Annotated in this window: 20 protein-coding genes; 10 read left to right on the top strand and 10 right to left on the bottom strand. The window is 71.9% G+C overall.

From position 1 onward, the window contains the following. Positions 1-53: 53 nt before the first annotated feature. Both ACFWIS_RS25065 and ACFWIS_RS25060 read right to left on the bottom strand, forming a co-directional pair. A complete protein-coding gene (locus tag ACFWIS_RS25065) occupies positions 54-671 on the bottom strand; it encodes a hypothetical protein (RefSeq protein ID WP_380464002.1) in 618 nt (205 codons plus the stop codon). Positions 672-716: 45 nt separating this feature from the next. Further along, the gene (locus ACFWIS_RS25060) at positions 717-1,328 is read right to left on the bottom strand and encodes a hypothetical protein (protein ID WP_380464004.1); all 612 of its coding nucleotides are present in this window, start codon (positions 1,326-1,328) and stop codon (positions 717-719) included. Between the two features lie 472 nt (positions 1,329-1,800). Here ACFWIS_RS25060 and ACFWIS_RS25055 point away from each other — a divergent pair, with 472 nt between their 5' ends. The 6 genes from ACFWIS_RS25055 to ACFWIS_RS25030 all read left to right on the top strand — a co-directional run bounded on the left by ACFWIS_RS25055 (position 1,801) and on the right by ACFWIS_RS25030 (position 7,482). Beyond that, positions 1,801-2,655, top strand: coding sequence for a bifunctional methylenetetrahydrofolate dehydrogenase/methenyltetrahydrofolate cyclohydrolase (locus ACFWIS_RS25055; RefSeq protein WP_380464006.1), 855 nt, complete (start codon positions 1,801-1,803; stop codon positions 2,653-2,655). A gap of 19 nt (positions 2,656-2,674) precedes the next feature. After that, positions 2,675-3,100 (top strand): DUF3017 domain-containing protein, encoded by a 426-nt coding sequence (locus ACFWIS_RS25050; protein WP_380464008.1) that lies wholly within the window; start codon positions 2,675-2,677, stop codon positions 3,098-3,100. Positions 3,101-3,310: 210 nt separating this feature from the next. Continuing rightward, the gene (locus ACFWIS_RS25045; protein WP_380464010.1) at positions 3,311-4,303 is read left to right on the top strand and encodes a malate dehydrogenase; all 993 of its coding nucleotides are present in this window, start codon (positions 3,311-3,313) and stop codon (positions 4,301-4,303) included. A gap of 231 nt (positions 4,304-4,534) precedes the next feature. Then, positions 4,535-5,860 (top strand): hemolysin family protein, encoded by a 1,326-nt coding sequence (locus ACFWIS_RS25040; RefSeq protein ID WP_380457933.1) that lies wholly within the window; start codon positions 4,535-4,537, stop codon positions 5,858-5,860. Between the two features lie 30 nt (positions 5,861-5,890). Then, entirely contained in the window at positions 5,891-6,931 is a 1,041-nt protein-coding gene (gene trpS, locus ACFWIS_RS25035) for a tryptophan--tRNA ligase (protein ID WP_380457935.1), read from the top strand. Positions 6,932-6,993: 62 nt separating this feature from the next. Further along, positions 6,994-7,482, top strand: a complete 489-nt coding sequence (locus tag ACFWIS_RS25030) for a 2'-5' RNA ligase family protein (protein ID WP_380457937.1) — start codon at positions 6,994-6,996, stop codon at positions 7,480-7,482. Between the two features lie 29 nt (positions 7,483-7,511). Here the strand turns inward: ACFWIS_RS25030 and ACFWIS_RS25025 are convergent, their stop codons facing one another. Continuing rightward, on the bottom strand, positions 7,512-10,022 hold the full coding sequence (locus ACFWIS_RS25025) for a CDP-glycerol glycerophosphotransferase family protein (protein WP_380457939.1): 2,511 nt from the start codon (positions 10,020-10,022) through the stop codon (positions 7,512-7,514). A gap of 278 nt (positions 10,023-10,300) precedes the next feature. Continuing rightward, positions 10,301-13,873: a CDP-glycerol glycerophosphotransferase family protein gene (locus ACFWIS_RS25020; RefSeq protein WP_380457941.1), complete on the bottom strand. Its 3,573-nt coding sequence runs from the start codon at positions 13,871-13,873 to the stop codon at positions 10,301-10,303. Positions 13,874-14,007: 134 nt separating this feature from the next. On the opposite strand from ACFWIS_RS25020, the gene ACFWIS_RS25015 reads away from it, so the two are divergent. Together ACFWIS_RS25015 and ACFWIS_RS25010 are read left to right on the top strand one after the other, a co-directional pair. Further along, positions 14,008-15,006, top strand: a complete 999-nt coding sequence (locus tag ACFWIS_RS25015; protein ID WP_380457943.1) for a glycosyltransferase family 2 protein — start codon at positions 14,008-14,010, stop codon at positions 15,004-15,006. Between the two features lie 113 nt (positions 15,007-15,119). Then, a complete protein-coding gene (locus ACFWIS_RS25010; protein WP_380457945.1) occupies positions 15,120-16,064 on the top strand; it encodes a YihY/virulence factor BrkB family protein in 945 nt (314 codons plus the stop codon). Between the two features lie 22 nt (positions 16,065-16,086). On the opposite strand, the gene ACFWIS_RS25005 is transcribed toward ACFWIS_RS25010, so the two are convergent. Further along, on the bottom strand, positions 16,087-17,286 hold the full coding sequence (locus tag ACFWIS_RS25005) for a D-alanyl-D-alanine carboxypeptidase family protein (protein WP_380457947.1): 1,200 nt from the start codon (positions 17,284-17,286) through the stop codon (positions 16,087-16,089). A 139-nt stretch (positions 17,287-17,425) separates the two neighbouring features. On the opposite strand from ACFWIS_RS25005, the gene ACFWIS_RS25000 reads away from it, so the two are divergent. After that, on the top strand, positions 17,426-17,683 hold the full coding sequence (locus ACFWIS_RS25000; RefSeq protein ID WP_380457949.1) for an SCO4848 family membrane protein: 258 nt from the start codon (positions 17,426-17,428) through the stop codon (positions 17,681-17,683). 370 nt (positions 17,684-18,053) lie between these two features. Further along, on the top strand, positions 18,054-19,673 hold the full coding sequence (locus tag ACFWIS_RS24995) for a hypothetical protein (RefSeq protein WP_380457951.1): 1,620 nt from the start codon (positions 18,054-18,056) through the stop codon (positions 19,671-19,673). A gap of 64 nt (positions 19,674-19,737) precedes the next feature. On the opposite strand, the gene ACFWIS_RS24990 is transcribed toward ACFWIS_RS24995, so the two are convergent. The 5 genes from ACFWIS_RS24990 to ACFWIS_RS24970 form a co-directional block, all read right to left on the bottom strand. Then, the gene (locus ACFWIS_RS24990) at positions 19,738-20,508 is read right to left on the bottom strand and encodes a succinate dehydrogenase iron-sulfur subunit (protein ID WP_360238089.1); all 771 of its coding nucleotides are present in this window, start codon (positions 20,506-20,508) and stop codon (positions 19,738-19,740) included. Then, the gene (gene sdhA / locus ACFWIS_RS24985) at positions 20,508-22,250 is read right to left on the bottom strand and encodes a succinate dehydrogenase flavoprotein subunit (protein WP_380457953.1); all 1,743 of its coding nucleotides are present in this window, start codon (positions 22,248-22,250) and stop codon (positions 20,508-20,510) included. Before sdhA ends, ACFWIS_RS24990 begins: the two co-directional genes overlap by 1 nt. Before the next feature lie 51 nt (positions 22,251-22,301). Beyond that, the gene (gene sdhD, locus ACFWIS_RS24980; protein ID WP_380457955.1) at positions 22,302-22,793 is read right to left on the bottom strand and encodes a succinate dehydrogenase, hydrophobic membrane anchor protein; all 492 of its coding nucleotides are present in this window, start codon (positions 22,791-22,793) and stop codon (positions 22,302-22,304) included. A gap of 8 nt (positions 22,794-22,801) precedes the next feature. Continuing rightward, positions 22,802-23,182 (bottom strand): succinate dehydrogenase, cytochrome b556 subunit, encoded by a 381-nt coding sequence (sdhC, locus tag ACFWIS_RS24975; protein WP_033332398.1) that lies wholly within the window; start codon positions 23,180-23,182, stop codon positions 22,802-22,804. Positions 23,183-23,511: 329 nt separating this feature from the next. Continuing rightward, positions 23,512-24,045: a 2-oxo-4-hydroxy-4-carboxy-5-ureidoimidazoline decarboxylase gene (locus ACFWIS_RS24970; RefSeq protein ID WP_380458021.1), complete on the bottom strand. Its 534-nt coding sequence runs from the start codon at positions 24,043-24,045 to the stop codon at positions 23,512-23,514. Between the last annotated feature and the right edge of the window lie 327 nt (positions 24,046-24,372).

The raw sequence follows: 24,372 nt of genomic DNA, 5'->3' as shown, positions 1-24,372 counted from the left end.
AGGCCCCCTCCGAGGAGGGGGCCGGGCCGCTTCGCCGTGACCGTGCCGTCCGCTCAGTAGCGCGGCCGGTTGAACCAGTTGACGCCGTCCTGGGTGCACATCGCGACGATCCAGATGATCGAGATCGCGATCCACAGGCCGCCGACGACCACGCCGAAGCCGGCGCCCGGGCCGACCGTCTTGGCCCCGGTGATCCCGCTGATCAGCACCGCGATGCCGAGCAGCGTGGCGATCGAGCCGTACACGATGGTGGTGATCCGGGTGGCGTTGCCGCCCTTGCCGAACTTGGCCCCCAGCGTGATGGAGAGCACCGCGGCGAGCAGGTAGACCACCCCGAGGACCAGCAGGACTCCGGCCGCGGCGTTGCCGAAGACCGCCGTGTCACTGCTCGTGGTGTGCTCGTTGGCGACCTTCTTGGCGCCGGCGGCCGCGAGCAGCAGGATGCCGGTGAGGACGACCTGCACGCCGCCGATGACGAACAGCAGCACCCGGGCGGTCAGCACCAGGCCCGGCATGCGCTGCGGCACGGCCGGCGCGTAGCCGTACGGCGAGGGCGCCGGCTGCGGGTAGCCGTAGCCCGGCGCGGCCTGCGGGGCCGGCTGCGGGTAGCCGTAGCCCTGGGCGGGCGGCTGCTGGCCGTACGGGTTGTTCGGGTCGGTCGGGTAACTCATGGGTGCCTCCGGGCGGTTACGGGGATGCGGGGCCGGGACGCGGCATCAGTAACGCGGCCGGTTGAACCAGTTGACGCCGTCCTGGACGCACATGGCGGTGATCCAGATGATGCTGATCGCCAGCCACAGACCGGCCATCACGAAGCCGATCGCGGTGCCGGCGGTGATGGCGCCCAGCAGGATCAGCAGGCCGACCAGGCCGCCGAGCGAGCCGTACACGATGGTGGTGATCCGGACGTTGTTGCCGCCCTTGCCGAACTTGGCGCCGAGCGTGATCGAGAGCGCGGCGAACAGCGCGAACACGATCGCGATGACGATCAGGACACCGGCGGCGGCGTCGCCCATCGCGGTGAACGGGTTGTCGCTGGTGGAGGCCCGGGCCGTGTTGGTGACGTCCTTGGCAGCGGCCCCGATGAGCAGGTAGACGATCGCCAGGATCGCCTGCACACCGCCCACGATGAACAGCAGCACCCGGGCGGTGGTCACCAGGCCCGGCATGGACTGCGGCACGGCCGGCGCGTAGCCGTAGCCCGGCACGGGCGGGGCCTGCGGGTAGCCGTAGCCGGGCACCGTCGGCGGGGCCTGCTGCGGGTAGCCGTAGGACGGCGCGGGCGGCTGCTGGCCGTACGGGTTGTTCGGGTCGGGCGGGTAACTCATGGATGCCTCCGGGCGGTTACGGGACGCGGGGACGGGACGGCGGAGGACCCGGTTGCGGCCGGCGAGTCGGATCGTCGACGGAACGGGACGCTGGCGGAGCGCGGTGACAGCCCGGCGGCGGTGACGGGCGCGGCCGGCTCAGTGCTGGGAGGAGCGGGTGATCGGACGCCGGGACGGACACGGGCGGGTGAGGGCGCCGTGCCGGTCGGGCTGGTCGGTGTGCTGTGGTCGGATCACTGGCTCTTTCCCCCGGGTACGCCCCGCCGCGGGATCCGTCGGCCCGTCACCGGGCCGGGTCGCGGCAGGGAATGCCCGCATATCGTCAACCGGACGGCAGCGCGCTGTCCAGCCGGTTGCGGGGGCAAGGTCAAGACTGTGGCGGAACCGCAACGTGGTGCGGACCTTCCGTACCCGTCCGGTCGCCCGACCGGCCCCGTTACGAGGGGCGTTCGCGATCCGGGAGAATGGGGTCATGACTGCCCAGATTCTCGATGGCAAGGCCACCGCGTCCGCGATCAAGTCCGAACTCGCCGCCCGCGTGGCGGCCCTCAAGGCGAAGGGCGTCACGCCCGGCCTCGGCACCGTCCTGGTCGGCGACGACCCGGGCAGCCGCTGGTACGTCAACGGGAAGCACAAGGACTGCGCCGAGGTCGGCATCGCCTCGATCCAGCGCGAGCTGCCCGCGACCGCCACCCAGGAGGACGTCGAGAACGTCGTCCGCGAGCTCAACGCCGACCCGACCTGCACCGGCTACATCGTCCAGCTGCCGCTGCCCAAGGGCCTGGACCAGAACCCGGTCCTGGAACTGATGGACCCGGACAAGGACGCCGACGGCCTGCACCCGACCTCGCTCGGCCGCCTCGCGCTGGGCATCGAGGGCCCGCTGCCGTGCACCCCGCTGGGCATCGTCGAGCTGCTGCGCCGGCACGACGTCGCGATCAACGGCGCCGAGGTGGTCGTGGTCGGCCGCGGCGTCACCGTCGGCCGTTCGATCGGCCTGCTGCTGACCCGCCGCAGTGAGAACGCCACCGTCACCCTGTGCCACACCGGCACCCGGGACCTCGCCGCGCACCTGCGCAAGGCCGACATCATCGTGGCCGCCGCGGGCGTCCCGCACCTGGTCAAGCCGGAGGACGTCAAGCCGGGCGCCGCGGTGCTGGACGTCGGCGTCAGCCGCAGTGAGGGCAAGATCGTCGGCGACGTCCACCCGGGCGTGGCCGAGGTGGCCGGCTGGATCTCCCCGAACCCCGGCGGCGTGGGCCCGATGACCCGCGCGATGCTGCTCAACAACATCGTCGAGGCGGCCGAGCGCCGCGCCGGCGTCTGACCCCCGAGGGACGGCGAGCATGACTGAACCGCGACCGGCGCGGCCCCGGCAGAGGCCGGTCAAGACCACCGGCACCCTGCCGCCCGAGGGGGCCGCCCCGGCCCTCGGGCGCGACCACGCCCTGCCGGTCCGGCAGTGGCCGATAACCCTGGTCCTGTCGGTGGTCGGCGCCGGCCTCGCGGTCACCTGGTTCGCCGACTTCAAGGACGGCTTCAAGTACGGGCTGCTGATCCTCGGCACCGGGGTGCTGCTCGGCGCCGTGCTGCGGCTGGTGCTGCCGGAGGTCGGGATGCTGGCGGTCCGCAGCCGCTTCACCGATGTGATCGTGCTGGCCTTCCTGGGCGCCTCGATCGTGCTGCTGACCCTGGTCGCCCAGCCGAACCCGTGGCTGGAGTTCCCGCTGCTGGACAACATCGGCCACCTGATCGGCCGGCCCAAGCGCTGAGCCGCCGCGCCGCGTCGTGCACCGCGGCCCCGTCCGGGATTCCCGGGCGGGGCCGCGGTGCGTCTGTGACGCATCAGCCACGTCCGGGCACGCGGCGTACGCTTCCCTTTGCGATAACCTGACGCCGGTCTCTCGATGTCGAGAGATCATCCTCGGCTCCAGTGCGCCGGTGTGCCTGGGGCACCTGGCGATTTGCTGGAGAAGGTAGAAATGACCCGCACCCCCGTCAACGTCACCATCACCGGAGCAGCCGGCCAGATCGGCTACGCGCTGCTCTTCCGCATCGCCTCGGGCCACCTGCTCGGTGCCGACGTGCCGGTGAACCTGCGCCTCCTGGAGATCCCGCAGGGCCTGAAGGCCGCCGAGGGCACCGCCATGGAGCTCGTCGACTGCGCCTTCCCGCTGCTGCGCGACATCAAGATCACCGACCAGCCGAACGAGGCCTTCGACGGCGCCAACGTCGCGCTGCTGGTCGGCGCCCGTCCGCGCACCGCCGGCATGGAGCGCGGCGACCTGCTCTCGGCCAACGGCGGCATCTTCGGCCCGCAGGGCAAGGCCATCAACGCCCACGCCGCGGACGACATCAAGGTCCTGGTCGTCGGCAACCCGGCCAACACCAACGCCCTGATCGCCCAGCGCAACGCCCCGGACGTCCCGGCCGAGCGCTTCACCGCGATGACCCGCCTGGACCACAACCGCGCGGTCGGCCAGCTGTCCGGCAAGACCGGCGCCCTGGTCTCCGACATCAAGCGCGTCACCATCTGGGGCAACCACTCCGCCACCCAGTACCCGGACATCTTCCAGGCCGAGATCGCCGGCAAGCCGGCCTTCGAGGCCGTCGGGAGCGACCAGGCCTGGCTGGAGAACGACTTCATCCCGACCGTCGCCAAGCGCGGTGCGGCCATCATCGACGCCCGCGGCGCCTCCTCGGCCGCGTCGGCCGCCAACGCCGCCATCGACCACGTCCACACCTGGGTCAACGGCACCGCCGAGGGCGACTGGACCTCCATGGGTGTCGTCTCCGACGGCTCCTACGGCGTCCCGGCCGGCCTGATCTCCTCCTTCCCGGTCACCACCAAGGACGGCAAGTTCGAGATCGTCCAGGGCCTGGAGATCTCCGACTTCTCCCGCGCCCGCATCGACGCCTCGGTCAAGGAGCTGACCGAGGAGCGCGACGCGGTCCAGGAGCTGGGCCTCATCTGAGCCCCGCCGCACGGCCCTTCCGACGGCCCGCCGCCTCCCGCTCCCGGGAGGCGGCGGGCCGTCGCCGTGATTCGCCCGCTCGCCTCCGGGCCGCTCTGGCCCGGTGCCGACGCTCGGCGCTCCCTCGCTCGTTCCTCGCTCCCCCGCTTCTCCCTTTCGGCACCGGCGCGCCCCTTCGGCTCGGGGCGGGGCCCCGGGCCGGGACGCCTCGGCCGCCTACACTGGCCCGCTGTGAACGAAACCCTCGGGGACGCCGCGCTCGTCCTCGTCTTCATCCTGCTGGGCGGGCTGTTCAACGTCGCCGAGATCTCGCTGATCTCGCTGCGCGAGGGCCAGATCCGGGCGCTGGAGGCGCGCGGCACCCGGCGCTCGGCCCGGGCCGCGCACCTGGCCGCGGACCCGAACCGCTTCCTGGCCGCAGTGCAGGTCGGCGTGACCTGCATGGGCTTCCTGTCCGCCGCGTTCGGCGCGGACACGCTGTCCGGCAAGGTCGCCCCGCTGTTCGTCCGGGCCGGAGTGTCCCAGGGGGTGGCGGACGCGATCGCCCTGGTCGGCCTCACCCTGGTGATCAGCTACGTCTCGCTGGTGCTCGGCGAGCTCACCCCCAAGCGGATCGGCCTGCAGCGCGCCGAGTCCATCGCGGTGGCCGCCGCCCCGGTGGTGGACGTGATGTCGGTGGCGCTGCGCCCGGTGATCTGGCTGCTCGGCCACTCCACCAACCTGATGGTCCGGCTGTTCGGCGGCGACCCGGCGGCCGGGCGCGGCTCGATGAGCTCCGAGGAACTGCGCGGACTGGTCGCCTCCAACACCGAACTGGGAAGCGACGAAAGGGCGTTGATCGCGGATGTGTTCGCCGCCGGGGAGCGCCAGCTGCGCGAGGTGATGGTCCCGCGCACCGAGGTGACCTTCCTGGACGCCGAGCGTCCGCTGGCCGCCGTGCGCCACCAGGCGGAGACCTCCCCGCACTCGCGCTACCCGGTGGTCGAGGGCAGCGCCGACGCGGTGGTCGGCTTCGTCCACGTCCGGGACCTCTACGGCGCCCGCGGCGAGCAGGCCGTCAAGGTCCGCGACCTGGCCCGCCCGGTCAAGCTGCTGCCCGGCACCAAGCGGGTGCTGGAGGCGATGGGCGAGATGCGCCGGGAGGGCCACCACCTGGCCATCGTGGTGGACGAGTACGGCGGCACGGCCGGCATCGTCACCCTGGAGGACCTGGTCGAGGAGGTGGTCGGCGAGATCCGGGACGAGTACGACCGGCCGGAGTCCGCCCCCACCCGCCGGCTGGCCGGCGGCGGCACGGAACTGGACGGTCTGCTGAACCTCGGCGACTTCGAGGAGGAGACCGGCGTCACCCTGCCCGAGGGCCCGTACGAGACGGTGGCCGGCTGCCTGGTCGCCTCGCTCGGCCGGCTGCCCCGGGACGGCGACCAGGCCCGGGTGCCGGTCGAGGGCGGCGGGGAGGTGCTGCTGACGGTGGCCAAGGTGGAGGGCCGGCGGATCGCCCGGGTGAGGGTGAGTGCGGTCACACCGGAGGAGCCTCCTGGGGCAGAGGTTTCCTGAGCGACCGGGGGAACTGGAACAATGGCCCGCATGGTCAACGCAGCGGTCACTGGTCCGGTCAAGGACCGTCCCCGGGTGCTCTCCGGCATCCAGCCCACCTCCGGCTCGTTCCACCTCGGCAACTACCTGGGCGCCGTGCGCCAGTGGGTCGACCTGCAGAAGGAGAACGACGCCTTCTACATGGTCGTCGACCTTCACGCGATCACCGTGCCGCAGGACCCGGTGACCCTGCGCCAGAACACCCGGGTCTCCGCGGCCCAGCTGCTCGGCGCCGGGCTGGACCCGGAGCACTGCACGCTGTTCGTCCAGTCGCACGTGCCCGAGCACGCGCAGCTCGCCTGGGTGATGAACTGCCTCACCGGCTTCGGCGAGGCCTCCCGGATGACCCAGTTCAAGGACAAGTCCTCCCGGTACGGTGCTGACAGCACCACCGTCGGCCTGTTCACCTACCCGATCCTGCAGATCGCGGACATCCTGCTCTACCAGGCGGACGCCGTCCCGGTCGGCGAGGACCAGCGCCAGCACGTGGAGATCACCCGCGACATCGCGGAGCGCTTCAACTCGCGCTACGCGCCGGTGTTCACGATCCCGAAGCCGTACATCCTCAAGGAGACGGCGAAGATCATGGACCTCCAGGACCCGGGCATCAAGATGAGCAAGTCGGCCTCCTCGGCCAAGGGCCTGGTCAGCCTGCTGGACGACGCCAAGGCCAGCGCCAAGAAGTTCAAGAGCGCCGTCACCGACACCGGCACCGTGGTCTCCTACGACGAGGAGCAGAAGCCGGGCGTCTCCAACCTGCTGCGGATCCACTCCGCGCTCAGCGGCCAGTCGGTCGAGCAGCTGGTCGCGCACTTCGAGGGCAAGATGTACGGCGCCCTGAAGACCGAGCTGGCCGAGCTGTACACCGAGTGGGTCACCCCCTTCCAGGAGCGCACCAGCGCCTTCCTGGACGACCCGGCCGAGCTGGACCGGGTGCTGGCGATCGGCGCCGAGAAGGCCCGCGCGGTGGCCTCCGAGACGCTGGCGACCGTGTACGACCGGATCGGCTTCCTCCCGGCCGCCAAGCGGTGACTCCGCTCACCCGTCTGCCCGGTGGTGAGGGGCTCCCGGAGCTCCTCACCATCGGTGTGTCCGTGAGCGTCCCGGACCCGCACGGCGCGCGGATCCAGGACGCCCGGGCCGGCCTCGGGGACCCCCAGGCCCGCTCGATACCGACGCACGTCACCCTGCTGCCGCCCACCGAGGTGCCGGCCGAGGCGCTGCCGAAGATCGAGGAGCACCTGGCGTCGGTGGCGGCCTCGCACCGGCCGTTCCGGATGCTGCTGCGCGGTGGCGGCACCTTCCGCCCGGTCTCCCCGGTGGTGTTCGTCCGGGTCGAGGAGGGCGCGCAGGAGTGCCGGCTGCTGGAGGCGGACGTCCGCTCCGGCCCGCTGGCCCGCGAGCTGGCCTTCCCGTACCACCCGCACGTGACGGTCGCCCACGGCCTGTCGGACGACGTGCTGGACCAGGCGTACGAGCAGGCGCGCGGGTTCCGGGCGGGCTTCCTGGTGCCGGGATTCTCGCTCTCCCGGTTCGACGCGGACGAGGTCTGGCGGCCCTGGCGGGACTACCGCTTCTCCTGAGCCGGCGCCGCTCCCGAACCGCGGCTGAACTACCGCGCGGTGCGGCCGAGTTCGAGCATCCGGTCGGCCACCCGCCGGGCCGCACCGCCGTCGTCCAGGGCACAGTGCCCGGCCCGGAAGCGCCGGTAGCGCTCGGCGTAGCCGGGCGGCAGTCCCGCTCCGCGGTCGGCGAGTTCGCGTAGTGCGGCGAGCAGTTCGGCCGAGTCGGGCACCAACGGGCCGGGGGCGTCCCGCTCGAAGTCGAAGTAGAAGCCGCGCAGGGTGTCGCGGTAGTGCTCCAGGTCGTAGGTGAAGAAGTACATCGGGCGGCCGGTGATCGCGAAGTCGAACATGATCGACGAGTAGTCGGTCACCAGCACGTCCGCGATCAGCAGCAGTTCCTGCGGGTCGGGGAAGTCCCCGCAGTCGAACAGGAAGCCGTCGTCGGCGCCCGGCAGCGGGTCGCGCACGTGCGAGTGCGGGCGGACCAGCAGCACGTGGTCCTCGCCGAGCAGCCGGCGGGCGTGGTCGAGGTCAAGCCGCAGGTCGAGCCGGAAGCCCTCGCCGTCGCCGCGTCGCTGGTCCTCGCGCCAGGTCGGCGCGTACAGCACGACCCGCTTGCCCTCGGGGACGCCGAGCCGGCGGCGGACGGCTGCGGCGGTCCGCGGTTCGGGTCGGGCCAGCACGTCGCCGCGCGGGTAGCCGGACTCCAGGACCTCGCCGTCGTAGCGGAAGGCGCGCCGGAGGATCGGGGTGGCGAAGGCGCTGGGGGAGAGCAGCAGGCTCCACTGCGGGGTCTCCCGGTCGAGCGCCTCCAGGTAGCCGTGGTCGGCCAGCCAGGGGTTGTCGACGTCGTGGGCGATCCGCTTCAGTAATGAGCCGTGCCAGGTCTGCACCACGACCTGGCCCGTGCGGCGCTCCAGGAAGTCCGGGAAGTGGGTGTTGCCGACCAGGTACCGGCAGGTGGCCAGCGCGCGGTACCACTGCGGGCTCCAGATCCGGATCGGGACGACCCCGGGCGGCAGCTCGGCCTGGCCGTCGTCGACCACCCACAGGTGCTCCAGCTGCTCGCCGCGGCGGACGAGTTCGGCGTGCACAGCGCGCGGGGAGTCGGCGTAGCCGCGGCCGCCGAAGACGTCGTACAGCACCGCCTCGCGCAGCGGCTCGCGGCGGGCGGCCGGGTAGTGCCCGGTGCGTAGCCGGGCCTGGGTCCAGGCGCTGCGCTCGGCGGCGTCGAGCACCGGGGTGGAGTCCACCAGCAGGGTGTCGTTCCAGCGGCGCTGCAGCAGGACGTCCTTGCCGCCGGTGGTCGCGGTGGCGGGCAGGGCGGGCAGGACGGCCGCGGCGGCGAGCAGCGGCCGGGCCGGGCCGGAGCCGTCGGCCGGCTCGAGGGCGGCCTCCCAGACGCCCTTGCGCAGCGGCAGCACGGCGCCGTCCGAACCGGTGCGGGTGGCGGGCACCCGGACCCGGAAGCGGCCGTCCGGCCCGGGCTCGACCGGGGCGCGGACCTCGCCGGCGGTGCCGCCGTGCCGCAGGACCAGTTCCAGCCGGTCGGCGGCCGGGTCCGGGCAGTGGCCGGACAGTTCGAAGCCGCCGAAGTGGACGGCGATCCGGTCGACGATCCCGGCCGCGGGCTGGACGCAGACCTGGAGCCGGCCGTCGGCGAGGTGCTTGAGGTAGAGCACACGGTCCGGGGCGTCCGGCAGCGGGTGCTGGCCGGCCACCGGGCCGCCGCGTTCGTCCAGGCAGAGCTGGTCGGTGCCGCCGTCGGGGCGCAGCAGTTCGGCGTCCCAGTGCTCCAGTTCGCGGCGGCCGCGCCCGTCGGCGGTGAACGGCCGGTACGGCAGGTCGACGGCGAAGGTGTTGCCGGTGCGGGTGAGCGGCCGTTCGATCACCGCGTCGCTCTGCCGGTGCCGCAGCCGCAGGACGGTGCCGCCGGGGCAGTGGTCGGCGGTGCCGGCCAGCCGGAGGCCGTCGGGGGTGGGCCCGGCGTGGTCGAGCCGGACGCCGGGGCGCTCCAGCCGCAGCCGCAGCCGGCCGTCCTCGAAGTACGGCTGGAGGCGTACGTCGCGGTCCACCCAGCGGGCGGGCGGGTATTCGCCGGAGCCGCACCAGTGGGGGGCGAGGGCGCCGTACTGACGGCGCAGCCGGGTGGGGCGGGGGCGGGTGAGGAGGGTGGTCTCGACCTGCCAGTCGCCGAGCTGCCAGCGGTCGTCCTGGCGCAGCCGGGAGGGTTCCACCAGGGCGGTGAAGCCGGACCAGTCGTGGTTGTGCTCGGGCTGGGCGCTGTCGTCGGTGACCTCGGGCAGCCGGCGGGGCCGGGAGCGCAGGCGCAGCGGCGGCACCGTCCCGCGCTCGTGGCGCAGGGTCAGCCAGGTCCAGGCCGAGCCGGGGCGGCCGGTGTCCAGGTCCAGCGGGCGGCCGAAGCCGGTGAGCTCCAGTCCGCGGCCGTGCCAGCGGGCGCGCAGCAGTCCGAACACCACGTCCTCGTCGTCGGCCGGCCGGCCCGGGCTCACCCACGGGGCGGCGTGCGGCAGGACTAACCGGGTGAGCGCAGACATGGGGCGGGGACCCTTCGGGGGGACGGCGTCCCGGCGGTGGCGGTGGCCGGGAGGGCCGCGTTCCGGTGTCGACCGGACCGGGGCCGAATTGATATCCCATACCGGGAAGGCACCCCGGGTCAACTGCGGGGTTCGCAGAATATCCGTTGAAATTCGTCAACAAAACATCAGTTCGAGTGCAAAATGCACGTAAAGGGCCGACACTTCCCAGGAAATTCCCAGAAAGCACGGAGGCGCCCGGCGCGGATCGCGCCGGGCGCCTCGCGGCGTGCCGGGGACTACTCCTTGCGGAGCATCGCGTCGACCACCCGGGCGGCGGCCTTGCCGTCGTCCAGGTCGCAGTACGCCTCGCGGAAAGCGGCCGCCTTGTCCGCGTACTCGGCGGCGACCTCGTCCACCCGGCCGAGCGCGTCGACCAGTTCGGTGGAGCTGGCCAGCAGCGGACCGGGGGCCTCGGCCTCGAAGTTCAGGCTGAAGCCGCGCAGGTTGTCGCGGTAGTGCTCCAGGTCGTGGGTGAAGAAGAACATCGGCTTGCCGGTGTTGGCGAAGTCGAAGACGCTCGACGAGTAGTCGGTGACCAGCACGTCGGCGATCAGCAGCAGCTCCGCCATGTCGGGGTAGGTGCCGACGTCCCAGACGTAGCCGTTGCCGGCACCCGGGATCTGGCCGCACATCAGGCTGTGCCGGCGCACCAGCAGCACCTGGTCGTCACCGAGCGCGGCCTTGGCCGCCTCCAGGTCGATCCGCAGGTCGATCTGGTAGCCGCCGTTCGGCCGGCGCCGGTCCTCGCGCCAGGTCGGCGCGTACAGCACGACCTTCTTGCCCTCGGGCAGGCCGAGCCGCTCACGGACCTGTTCCGCGGTCTTCTCCCGGTCGGCCGCGAAGAGCAGGTCGTTCCGCGGCGAACCGCTCTCCAGGATCTCGCCCTGGTAGTCGAACGCGCGCCGCAGCACCGGGGCCGACCAGCTGTTGCCGGCCACCAGCAGGCTCCAGTTCGGCACCTCGCGGGCCAGGCTCTTGAGGTACCTGGAGTCGGTGAACCAGACCTTCTCGAAGTCGAAGCCGACCTGCTTCAGCGGGCTGCCCTGCCAGGTCTGCACGACCACCTGGCCGGGGCGGCGGACGAAGAAGTCGGGCAGGTGGGTGCTGGTGACGATGTACTTGGCCGTCGCCAGCGCCTCGAACCACTCCGGGCTCCAGAGCCGGATCGCCTGCGCGGTGCGCGGCAGGTCGGCCTGCAGGTCGTCGTTGCCCCACAGGTGCTCCAGCGGCAGGCCGCGGCGGACCAGCTCCTCGTGGATCGCCTTCGGGGAGTCGGCGTAGACGCTGTTGTTCCCGGCGTTGTACAGCACGGTGTCGCGCACCGGCAGCCGACGGGCGGCCGGGTAGTCGACGCTGCGGATCTGGCGCTGGCGGAAGCCGGCCCGCTCCTCGGGCATCAGCGCCGCGTGCGACTCCAGCGACAGGCAGTCGTGCTGGCGGCGCTCCAGCGCGATCCGCTTGCCGCGGGACTCCACCTCCACCGGCAGGGAGTCGAAGCAGCTCGGGGCGATCTGCACGTAGCCGTTCGGCAGGTCGACGCCGGGCACGCCGACCGGACGGAAGAAGACCCGCCAGGTGCCGTGGGCGAGCGGGACCTGCCCGGCGAAGGAGGCGGTGGGCACGGCGGGCAGCGCGGTGCGGAACCGGCCGTCCGAGATCTCCACCGGGTAGACGTGCTCCTCCTCGCGCCAGTGGTGCCGGACCACCAGCTCCCAGCGGTGCGCGCCGGGCAGCGGGAACGAGCCGCTCAGCAGGAAGCCGTCGGCGCCGCGCGCGGACACCTCGTCCACCACCGGCTGCAGCAGCTGGTCGGAGAACTGCAGGTGCCCGCTGGGGGAGGGCTTGGTGTAGATCGCCCGGCGCTGCTCGACCGGCGCCTGCGGGTCCAGCGGCAGGTGCAGTTGCTCGGGCGCGTTGCGGTCGTCCCAGACCAGCGGCAGCACCACGCCGTCGGCCAGCACCAGCGCGCTGTCCCAGCGGTCCCGCACCCGCTCGGCGGCCACCGGGTCCAGCTCGGCCCAGGCCTCGCGGACGGCGGTCAGCTCGGCCACCTCGACGGCGGAGGTGAACGGCTGCAGGGTGCCGACCGGAGTGCCCAGCTCCAGCGGGAAGGTCAGCTCGCGGTCCGACTCGACGTGGGTGAGCCGCAGCCGGGCCCCGACGAAGCTCGCCCCGGAGCGGGCCGCGCCGGAGACCTCGATCCGGCCGTCCTGCGCGGCCAGGCCGGTCACCCGGGCCTTGACGGTCTCCACCTGCAGGTAGACGAAGTTGTCCCGGACCCACGGCACGATCCGCACGTCGGGCTCGACCCAGTGCAGCGGGATCGACTCGGCGGTGTCGCTCCAGCCCGCCGAGATCCGGCCCTTGTAGATCCCGCCCTTGCCCGCGCCGGCCACCAGGACGCGCCAGTGGCCGTCCTTCCACTGGCCGCGGTGCTTGAGCTTCTTCGGGTCCAGGGCGACGGTGAAGCCGGACCAGTCGCAGCTGTACAGGTCGTGGTTGCAGCTGGCGGTGGCCTCGGGGCTGTACTGGGTCTTCATCGGCACCGCGACGACCCGGCGGCCCTTGGCCTCGCGCAGCACCAGGGTGCGGACCATGTCGTGCTTGTTGGCCGCGCCCAGCTGCTCCGGGTAGGCGTGCCCGGTCAGCTCCAGCTTCCCGCCGACCCAGGCGCTCTGGTACAGCCGGCTGCGCATGACCAGCGAGTTGTCCAGCTTCAGCACGCCGGACGGCACGCTCTTGCGCCCGCCGCGCAGGAACGGGTAGTCCGCGTACGGCCGCAGCAGGCCGCGGGCCTGCACGCCGCCGCCGCTGTCGCCCTCGTACTTGATCTGCTCGACCAGCTCGTCCACGCGGTTCTGCAGGGTCAGGTGGTACTTCAGCCGCAGCGGCGCGCGCAGCTTGCGGACCTGCTCCTGGCCGATCGAGCGGAGCAGCCGGCTGACGTGTTGGACGTAGGCGTCCCGGTACTCCTTGTCGCCGTCCACGACGGACCAGAAGAACATCGGGATCTCCTCGACGAGGGTGTTCTCGTCGTAGGAGCGCAGGTACTCGGCGAAGCGCGGCTCGGTCTGCTTCTTCAGCCAGCCGCGGACCAGCTCGACCGAGGCGACCCGGTCGACCAGGCCCTTGGGGTTGGTGCGCATCTGGGTGATCGACATCTCGCCGACCTCCCGCTCGCGCCAGTGGTAGATCGGCTCGGAGAGCACGTCCACGCTCTTGGCGAGGTAGTGGTGCGGCACGCTGACCGGCGCGTCCTCGTACAGGATGCCCTCGGGGTACAGCAGGTCGGCGGCGTCGAAGAAGGACCGGCGGTACACCTTGTTCCACGCGGTGCGGTCGGTGACCAGCGCCGGGAGCTCGGTGATGTGGGTCTTGAGCCGGGTCTCCTTGAACGGCTTCACGTGCCCGCCGGACTGGTAGTAGCCCACCGCCCGGAACCGCAGCACGTTGCCGGTGCAGAAGTCCGAGCCGGTCTCCTCCAGCGTGTTGATCATCAGCTCGTAGGCGCTCGGCGGCATCGAGTCGTCACTGTCCACGAAGCACAGGAACTCGGAGTCCGGGTCGATGTGCCGGATGCCGGTGTTGCGGGCCGCGCCGAGGCCCTTGTTCACCTGCCGGACCAGCCGGAACCGGGAGTCCCGGGCCGCGTAGGCCTCGGCGAGCGCCGCGCTGCCGTCCTTGGAACCGTCGTCGACCATGACGCACTCGAAGTCCGTGAAGGTCTGGGCGGCGATCGAGTCGAGGCATTCGACGAGGTAACGCTCGACGTTGTAGATCGGAACGACGATGGAGAGGCGGGGAGCCATCGGCTACGCAGGCCTTTCTCGGGAGGAGCGTGGCAGCCCCGTGGGGGCCTTGCCGCACAAGGGATCGGTGCGTACGTGCGCCCCGATCCTACCTCCGGGGCCCGGTTGCCCCCGGGCCCACTACGCTGGGCCCCGTGCCCCGCTTCAGTGTCATCGTCCCCGTGTACCAGGTCCAGGACTACCTCGCCGAGTGCCTCGAATCGGTCCTCGGACAGGACGGACCGGACTTCGAACTGATCGCGGTGGACGACCGCTCGCCGGACGGCTGCGGAACCCTGCTGGACGAAGCGGCGGCCGCCGATCCCCGGGTCCGGGTGCTCCACCTGCCGGAGAACGTCGGCCTCGGCCGGGCCCGCAACGCCGGCCTGGAGGTCGCCACCGGCGACTACGTGGTCTTCCTCGACAGTGACGACACCCTCACCCCCGACCTGCTCCGCACCGTCGACGAGCGCCTCGCCGCCACCGGCGACCCGGACGTCCTGGTCTACGACTACGCCCGCAGCTACGCCGACGGCCGGATCACCCGGGCCGCCGCCGGGCACGTCTTCGGCGCCGCCTCCCCGGACGTCTTCGACCTCGCCGCCCGCCCCGACCTGCTCGACCTGCTCCAGGTCGTCTGGAACAAGGCCTACCGCCGGGGGTTCATCACCGAGCAGCGGCTGGAGTTCCCGGCCGGCTACTACGAGGACACCCCCTGGACGTACCCGGCGCTGCTCGCCGCCGCCTCCATCACCCTGCTGGACCGGGTCGGCGTGCACTACCGCCAGCGCCAGGAGGGTGGCAACATCCTGGCCACTGCCAGCCGCAAGCACTTCGACGTGTTCGCCCAGTACGACCTCGTCTTCGCCTTCCTCGACCGCCGCCCCGACCTGGACCGGTGGCGCCCCGTCGTCTACGGCAAGATGCTCAACCACCTCAACACCGTGGTCGCCAAGCCCGGCCGGGTCCCGCCCGGCGACCGCCGCGAGTACTTCCGCCGCGCCGCCGAGCACTGCGCCCGGCTGCGCCCGGCCGGCTACCGCCCGCCGGCCGGTGTGGACGGCGTGCGCACCGAGCTGCTCGGACAGGGCCGCTACACCGCCTACCAGGCCGTCCGCGCGCTGGCGAAGGCCCGCCGGCTGGTCAGCCGCTGACCCCGGGGGCCCGCCGGCCGGGCCCGCCCGCCGGAACCAGCCCGGGGATCCGGCCCGGGGATCCGGCCCGCGCCTGACGGCCGTTCGGGGGACGGGCCGGTATAACCGGTCGGGTGGACTTCCTGACCCGCCTTCCGGTCCTGGGCCCGCTCGTGGCCCGGGTGCTGCGCAGCCGCCCCTACCGGGTGTACGAGTACTTCTCCGCCGCCCGTGGCAACCGGCTGGCCGGAGCCGTCACCTTCTTCGGCTTCCTGGCCCTGTTCCCGCTGCTCACCGTCGGACTGGCGATCGCCGTCGCGACACTGAACGGCAGTCAGGTGGACGACCTCCAGCACCGCATCTCCGACCAGCTGCCGGGCCTGTCGGACGCGCTCAACCTGCCCTCCCTGGTGGCCAACGCGGGTGCCCTCGGGCTGGTCAGCGGCGCCCTGCTGCTGGTCTCCGGTCTCGGCTGGGTGGACACCATGCGCACCTCGATCCGGGACCTCTGGCAACTGCCCGACGAGAAGGGCAACCCGGTGCTGCGCAAGGCCTGGGACGTCGTGGTGCTGGCCGGCCTCGGCCTGGTGTCGCTCTTCTCGCTGGCCGCCTCGGCGGCCGGCACCACGCTCGCCGGGCGGATCGCCCACGCCAGCGGCTTCGACAGCGGCTACCTGCTCACCGCGGTCGGAGTGCTGATCGCCATAGCGTGCGACATGCTGCTCTTCGCCTACCTGCTGGCGCCCTTCCCCGGGATCACCGGCCAGCACCGCCGGGACCTCCTCACCGGCGCGCTGATCGGCGCGGTCGGCTTCGAACTGCTGAAACTGCTGCTCGCCTCCTACCTCGGCTCGGTCGCCGGGCGGAGCCTGTACGGCGCCTTCGCCACTCCGGTGGCGCTGCTGCTCTGGATCAACTTCGTCAGCCGGCTGTTGATGTACTGCGTGGCCTGGACGGCGACGGCCGACCCGGCGGACGCCCGGGAGCGCACCAGGGCGCACGGCCGGGCCCTGCTGGCCGCGGCCGACGAGTCCGAGGCCCGAGGAGCGGAGACGGCGAAGGCCCTGCCCCAGGACTGAGGCCGGGCCCGCGCACCCGGGATCACCTCCAGGTACGGCCCGCCGACCGGCGCCGTACGACCACCACGGCACCCACCGCGACCACGGCCCCGGCCACCACCGCCGACCAGCCGCCCAGGCCGAGCCCGTCGTCCCCGGCCGCCGCCGCGGGGCGGCCCGGCCCGGCCGAGGGCTGCGGCGGCGGGGCGGGGGACCCCGCGGCGCCGCCCGCCCGACCGGTCGGCTCCTCGCCGCCGGCCGGCTTCTCGTCGACCAGCCGACCGACCGGCCGCACCTTGCCCGCCGCGGCGAAGCCCCAGTCCAGCAGCTCGGCCGTCTCGTCGTACACCCGCTGGTAGCTGGCCGGGTGCATCACCGTCACCAGCAGGGTCCGCCCACCCCGCTCGGCGGCGCCGACGAAGGTCGAGCCGGCGTTGGTGGTGGTGCCGTTCTTCACCCCGATCAGGCCGGGGTACTTGCCCAGCAGCCGGTCGGTGTTGGCGATCCCGAAGCTGCCGCGCTGGCCGGTGTTCTTGTCAACGGCCCCCGGGAACATCGCCTCCCGGGTCGCGCAGTACATCCGGAAGTCCGCGTTGCCCAGGCCGGAACGGGCGAACAGCGACAGGTCGTAGGCCGAGGACACCTGGCCGTCCATGTCGTAGCCGTCCGGGGAGATCACCTTGGTGTCCCGGGCCTGCAGCGCGTCGGCGCGGGCCTGCATCTCGTTGACGGTCGGCTGGATGCCGCCGTTCATGTGCGACAGGACGTGCACGGCGTCGTTGCCCGAACTGAGGAACACCCCGCGCCACAGGTCCTCGACCCGGTAGTCCAGGTTCTCCTTGATGCCGACCAGGCTGCTGCCGGGGCCGATGTTCTGGATCTCCTCGTCGGCGACCCGGTGCACCGCGTTGCGGTCGAACTTGGGTAGCACGGTGTCCGCGAAGAGGATCTTCAGGGTGCTCGCCGGGGGCAGCCGGAGGTGCGGGTTGTAGGCCGCCAGCACCTCGCCCGACGCGGCGTCGGAGACTATCCAGGACTGGCCGGTGAGGTCCGTCGGCAGCGCCGGCGCCCCCGCCAGCGGATCGACCTGGACCCCGGGGAGCCCGAGCCGCTCACCGCCGACCGCGGTCGACGGGGGCGGCGCCTGCGGAGCCGCGACCGCCGCCGGAGCGGCGAGCAGGACCGGGAGGGCCGCGGTGACCGCGGCGAACAGCTGGGTGAAGGAATGACGGCGTGTGGACACCAGTTGACCGTACCCATCGCGGCGCCCCGCCGTCCGCCACACCGGACGGGTCCTCCGCACGAGGGGCCCGCCCTGGGCCGATCGGCGGCCCGCGCATACTGGGGAGGCACACCGCCGCCACCCTGCCGAGGACCACCCCATGAAGCTCAGCCGCCGCACCTCCTGGTTCCTGACCGCCTTCGGCGTCTGGTCGATGATCATCTGGACCACCTTCGTCAAGAACCTGTGGAAGGACTCCGGCGGCCAGGCCTTCGTCAACGGCGACCACTCCCAGCCCACCGCCTTCTTCTGGATCCACCTCCTCCTCGCCGTCACCTCCTTCCTCCTCGGCATCGCCGTCGGCACCATCGGCCTCCGCGGCCTCCGCGCCACCCGCCGCACCCCGGCCACCGACTGAAATCCCCCCGGCCCCGCCGACCCGGAGGCCGTCGCCGTCGCCACCGGTTTCCCCACCACCGCCTGCCCGACCCTGGGCGGCCCGGGCGACGGCGACGGGGACGGCAAGCCCGATCTGTGGGCCGTCACCGCCGACCGTCACCCGGTGACCTTCAGCGGCTGGTCCTCGCCGGAGGATCTCGGCGCGCCGGGCTGAGCCCGGACGCACAAGGGGCCCCGCCCGAACAACTCGGGCGGGGCCCCGCGTTGAGCACGCGGCGCGGCCGGGCTCCACCGGAAATCCGCGTTGCCTCCGTCGGCCCTCGCTGGCAAGATCCTCTCCGCTCTCATGCGCGTACCGGACGCGCCGAGCACGAGGGGTGGGGATTTCGATGAAGCACGTACGCCTGCGCAGAGTCAGCGGGGTCGCGGCGGCGACCGTGGCCGCGGGTCTGCTGGCCGCGCCGACGGCTGCCGTGGCCGACACCGCGCCGGCCGTCCTCGGCACCAACCAGGGTGTCGACTCGTCCCACGTCGGGGCCTGCGACTCGGCGGCGGATCCGACCTGGATCGGCCGGAGCGTCAACGGGCCGGCGCTCGACGTCAAGGTCGCCGGCACCGGTGCCCGGTTCGGGGTCTGGGACGTGACCACCGGCGCCGAGGACCCGGTGTTCACCGGTGAGGCCCAGGCCGGATCCGACCGGTCGGCCGCCCTCACCGTCCCCGGCCTGCTGGACGGGCACAGCTACGCCTGGCACGCCTGGGCGCTCCAGGGCACCCAGGCCTCGGCTCCGTCGGCGGACTGCCACTTCACGGTGGACACCACCAGCCCGACCGCCACGGTCAGCTCGACCGACTTCCCGGCGAGCGGTGCCGCCCCCAAGTTCGCGGGCCAGTTCGGCACCTTCGTGGTCAAGGCCACCGACCCGGTGCCGGCCGGCGGCGAGTCCTCCGGGATCGCCTGCATCCGGTACGGATGGGGCGACCTCGGCGTCGGTGGCTGCGACTCGCCCGACGCCGTCGTCCCGGAAGACGACGGCACCGCGACCGTCAGTCTGCGGGTCCTGAACTGGGGCACCAACACCCTCAACGTCCAGGTGATCGATGACGCGGGCAACGTCGGCGGGGCGGGCTACACCTTCTACGCCCCGTGGAACCAGAACCCGCCCAAGGCGCTCGGCGACGTGGACGGGGACGGCGTCCCGGACGTCCTGCTGCCGGACGCCGGGGGCAACCTGCAGATCATCAGCGGCAACTCGGGCGACACCACCCCGTCCGCCGTGATCCGGGCCGTTCAGTCGCCGAACCAGACCTCGTGGTCCAACGTCCAGGTGGCGCACCGTGGTTGGGACGCCAACGCGCACGCGCCGATGGACGACCTGCTGATGCACCCGAGCGGCTCGCCGGCGCTGTACCTCTACAGCAACCAGGACTACGCCTCGTTCACCCAGGGCTATTCGGCGGTCTCCCGGCCGTCCGCCTGCCAGGACGCCGCCGGAACGGCCGCCACCTGCCCGGCCGGCTTCGCCACCGACTGGCACAAGGCCGACCAGATCGCCCTGATCGGCTCGCTGGACAGCCGGATGGTCTCCTCCCTGATGACGGTGGAGGACGGCAACCTCTGGCTGTTCGCCAACCCCGGCTTCTCCTACCGGCTGCGCAGCGCCCGCCAGCTCACCGCCAACGGCGCCTGGGCGGGGTACGACCTGATCGCCCCGGGGCCGGACTCGGCCGGCAACCTGACCCTCTGGGCCCGCGAGCGGGCCACCGGCCGGCTGCACGCCTACCCGATCGTGAAGAAGGCCGACGGCACCTTCGACTTCTCCGCCCTCGCCGACCCGAGTGCGGACGTCGTCGCGAGTGGCTTCACCGTCGACAAGTACCCGACCCTCGGCAGCTCGGGCGACGTGGACGGCGACGGCAAGCCGGACCTGTGGGCCGTCACCGCCGACCGTCACCTGGTGTACTTCAGCGGCTGGAGCGACCCCTCCGGGGCCGGCGTGCTGAAGTGAGGAACACGGAGGCCCCCGCCCGATCCGAGGATCGGGCGGGGGCCTCCGTACTGTCGGGCGGGGATCAGAAGCGGCGGGTGACCAGGGCCCGCTTCACTTCCTGGATCGCCTTGGTGACCTCGATGCCACGCGGGCAGGCCTCGGAGCAGTTGAAGGTGGTGCGGCAGCGCCACACGCCCTCGCGGTCGTTGAGGATCTCCAGGCGCTGCTCGGCACCCTCGTCGCGCGAGTCGAAGATGAAGCGGTGCGCGTTGACGATGGCGGCCGGGCCGAAGTACTGGCCGTCGTTCCAGAACACCGGGCAGGACGACGTGCACGCGGCGCACAGGATGCACTTGGTGGTGTCGTCGAAGCGCTCGCGGTCCTCGGCGGACTGCAGCCGCTCGCGGGTCGGGTCGTTCCCCTTGGTGATGAGGAACGGCATGACGTCCTTGTACGCCTGGAAGAACGGGTCCATGTCCACGACCAGGTCCTTGAGGACCGTCAGGCCCTTGATGGCCTCGATCGTGATCGGCTTCTCCGGGTTGACGTCCTTGATCAGGGTCTTGCACGCCAGCCGGTTGCGGCCGTTGATCCGCATGGCGTCGGAGCCGCAGATGCCGTGCGCGCAGGAACGGCGGTAGGTGAGGGTGCCGTCCTGCTCCCACTTGATCTTGTTGAGCGCGTCCAGGACGCGCTCCTTCGGGTCCATCGTCAGCTGGTAGTCGACCCACACCGGGTCCGGGTGCTCCTCCGGGTTGAACCGGCGGATCCGGAAGGTGACGGTGATCAGCTGTACGCCACCGGCCTCGACCGCGTCCAGAGCGGCCGAGTGCTCCACAGTCGGAGTGCTCATCAGTACTTACGCTCCATCGGCTGGTAGCGGGTCGTGACGACCGGCTTGTAGTCGAGGCGGATGGAGGTGCTGCCGTCGGCGGCGACCTCCTGGTACGCCATGGTGTGCTGCATGAACTTCACGTCGTCACGGGTCGGGAAGTCCTCGCGGTAGTGGCCGCCGCGGGACTCCTCGCGAGCCAGCGCGGAGACGGCCAGCACCTCGGCCAGGTCGAGCAGGTTGCCCAGCTCGATGGCCTCCAGCAGGTCCGTGTTGTACCGGAAGCCCTTGTCCTGGATGGAGACGTGCTTGTAGCGCTCCCGCAGCGCGGCGATGTCCTCGACCGCCTGCTTCAGGGTGGCGCCGGTGCGGTAGACCATCGCGTTGGCGTCCATGGTCTCCTGCAGCTCCTTGCGGATCTGCGCCACGGACTCGGTGCCGGTCGACTCGCGGAGCTTGTCGACCATGCCCTGGACCAGCGTCTCCGGGTCCTCCGGGAGCGGGACGAACTCGTTGGCGTTGGCGTAGTCGGCGGCGGCGATGCCCGCGCGCCGGCCGAACACGTTGATGTCCAGCAGCGAGTTGGTGCCGAGGCGGTTGGCGCCGTGCACGGACACGCAGGCGACCTCGCCGGCCGCGTACAGGCCCGGGACGACGTCGGTGTTGTTGCGCAGGACCTCACCCTCGACGTTGGTCGGGATGCCGCCCATGGCGTAGTGCGCGGTGGGCTGGATCGGGATCGGGTCCGTGTAGGGCTCGATGCCGAGGTAGGTGCGCGCGAACTCGGTGATGTCCGGGAGCTTGGCGTCCAGCTGCTCCGGCGGCAGGTGGGTGAGGTCCAGGTAGACGTGGTCGCCGTCCGGACCGCAGCCGCGGCCTTCGCGGATCTCGGTGTAGATCGCGCGGGAGCAGACGTCACGGGACGCGAGGTCCTTCATGACGGGGGCGTAGCGCTCCATGAAGCGCTCGCCGTCCTTGTTGCGCAGGATGCCGCCCTCGCCGCGGGCGCCCTCGGTGAGCAGGATGCCCATGCGCCAGATGCCGGTCGGGTGGAACTGGAAGAACTCCATGTCCTCCAGCGGCAGGCCGCGGCGGTAGGCCACCGCCTGGCCGTCACCGGTGAGGGTGTGGGCGTTCGAGGAGACCTTGAAGAACTTGCCGGTGCCGCCGGAGGCGAACACGACCGACTTGGCCTGGAAGACGTGGATCTCGCCGGTGGCCAGCTCGTAGGCGACGACGCCGGCCGTCTTGCCCTCGTTGAGCAGCAGGTCGAGGACGTAGAACTCGTTGAAGAACTCGACGCCGTGCTTGACGCAGTTCTGGAACAGCGTCTGGAGGATCATGTGACCGGTGCGGTCGGCCGCGTAGCACGAGCGGCGGACCGGGGCCTCGCCGTGGTTGCGGGAGTGACCGCCGAAGCGGCGCTGGTCGATCCGGCCCTGCTCGGTGCGGGAGAAGGGGAGGCCCATCTTCTCCAGGTCGAGGACGGCGTCGATGGCCTCCTTGCACATGATCTCGGCGGCGTCCTGGTCGACCAGGTAGTCACCACCCTTGACCGTGTCGAAGGTGTGCCACTCCCAGTTGTCCTCCTCGACGTTGGCCAGGGCGGCGCACATGCCGCCCTGGGCCGCGCCGGTGTGGGACCGGGTCGGGTAGAGCTTGGTCAGGACGGCGGTGCGGCTGCGCTGCGTCGACTCGATGGCCGCGCGCATGCCGGCACCGCCGGCGCCGACGATGACGGTGTCGTACTGGTGAATCTGCATGGGGGGTTAACTCGCCTCTGGCCTCTGCCGATGGTCGATGGTGCTCGCGGCTCAGATGTTGGGGTCGAAGGTGAAGATCACCAGGGTCCCGAGCAGCACGGTGAACACCGTGGCGGTCCCCATGAGCCCCTTGAGCCAGAGCCGGGTCGAGTCCTTCTCGGCGTAGTCGTTGATGACCTGACGCATGCCGTTGGCGCCGTGCAGCATGGCGAGCCAGAGCATCAGGAGGTCCCAGCCCTGCCAGAACGGCGAGGCCCAGCGGCCGGCCACGAAGGCGAACCCGATCTTGGAGACGCCGCCGTCGAGCACCAGCATGATCAGCAGGTGACCGAGGATCAGCACGACCAGGACGACACCGGACAGGCGCATGAAGAGCCAGGCCAGCATCTCGAAGTTGGTGCGGGTGCGGCGCGGGGTCTTCGCGGTCCGCTTGCGCGGCGGCTCGATGACGAAGGCGTCGGCGGGGTTGCCGGTGCCGAGGCCCTTGCCGGTGTGCGCCTGCTTGGAGGGGACGACGATCGCGTCGGAGTAATCCGTGGACATCAGTCAGCTCACTTCCCGAACCAGGAGATCAGCGTGTGCTGCAGGATGCCGTAGAAGGAGCCGGCCATCAGGACGACCCAGACCCCTACGACGGTCCACAGCATCTGCTTCTGGTACTTCGGGCCCTTGGACCAGAAGTCCACCGCGACGACGCGCAGGCCGTTGAGCGCGTGGAACAGGATGGCGGCCACCAGGCCGTACTCCATCAGGTTCACGAGCGGAGTCTTGTACGTCTGGATGACGGTGTCGTAGGACTCCGGCGACACTCGCACCAGGGCGGTGTCCAGGACGTGGGCGAACAGGAAGAAGAAGATGAGGACGCCGGTGACTCGATGAGCCACCCAGCTCCACATGCCTTCCCGGCCGCGGTACAGCGTTCCAGCCGGCACGGAAAAACCCTCCGGAAGCGATTGGGGGCTCGGCCGGCTTCGGTGTCGGTCAGCCCGGCCGGGTACGGTCCACCGGCCGCCAGCATCCTATCGACGCCGTGTCGGGAACCGCCTCCGGGGTCCCCAGGTGTGATCAATCAGGCACTTCTGGCCTAGTGGGGCGGGAACCGAGCCGCCACTTGTCACCCTGGGTGACGGTATGACTCCGTCGCGATGCCCCGGTGGCCCGCCTCCGGGGGCCGAACGGGTGGTCGGGTTCATCCTGACGGATGAACAGGGTTCGGCCGGCCCGGCGCGCCGGGCCGGCCGTGCGCGGGGCAGGTCCCGCGTCAGCGCGCCCCGGCCTCCGAGTGGGTGGCGACCAGGTGCTCCAGCCGGGTGAGGGCGATCCGCCGGAGTTCGTCCGCCGCGATCAGCCGCTCCTCGTCCGGGTCGTTGGCCAGCCGGGTGCGGATGGAGGAGAGCACGGTGTCGAGCATCTCCTCCGGGGCGACGCCGTCCAGGCAGACCACGAAGACGTGGCCGAACCGGGCCTCGTAGGCGGCGTGGGCCGCCCGCAGCGCGGTGTGCGCGGCCTGGCTGCCGGGGGCGCGCATGCCGAGCAGGGGCTGCGGCATCCAGCTCTCGTCGGCGAGGGCCTCGGCGAGGTCGGCCGGGCGGAGGTCGTAGGAGGCCTCGCTGGCGGCGGCCAGCAGGGACCCTATGTCGGGGTAGGGGCGGTGGGCGGTGAGTCGCAGGGCCCAGCGGTGGCTGCCGCAGCAGGCCAGCAGGGCCTCCTCGGCGGCGCCGGCGTCCGCTTCGTTGAAGCGGTGCAGCCCCAGGAGGGTCGGCTCGGTGCTGGCGTCGGGCCGCTGTGACGGGATGTCGCTGGCCAGCGGGTCCTCCTCGGGAGGGCGGGAAGGCCGGTGGGTGGGGTGGAGCAGCAGGAGTATGGGGCCGCGGAGGGGGCGTACGGCGCCCTTCTGGCGGCCCCTCAAAGGTAGTTGAGCGGTCATCAGTTGGGGAGGGCGCGCGCGGAATTCATCCGGACGAGCTATCAAGTTGTGACGTTGACACCTTCGTGTCATCGTCCGCCCTCCCCTGGTCTGCTAATGGCGGGTCGTGGGGGGGGGGGGGCCGCGGGCCGCGCGCCGGGGCGGGGGGGGCCGGGGGGGGGGCGCCCCCCCCGCGGGGGGAAAAAAAGAAAAACA

The sequence above is a fragment of the Kitasatospora sp. NPDC127060 genome, from assembly GCF_042724935.1.
In the GTDB taxonomy this organism is placed as follows: domain Bacteria; phylum Actinomycetota; class Actinomycetes; order Streptomycetales; family Streptomycetaceae; genus Kitasatospora.
Note: the sequence above shows the minus strand (reverse complement) of the source record. Positions and strands in the feature narration are given on the sequence as shown.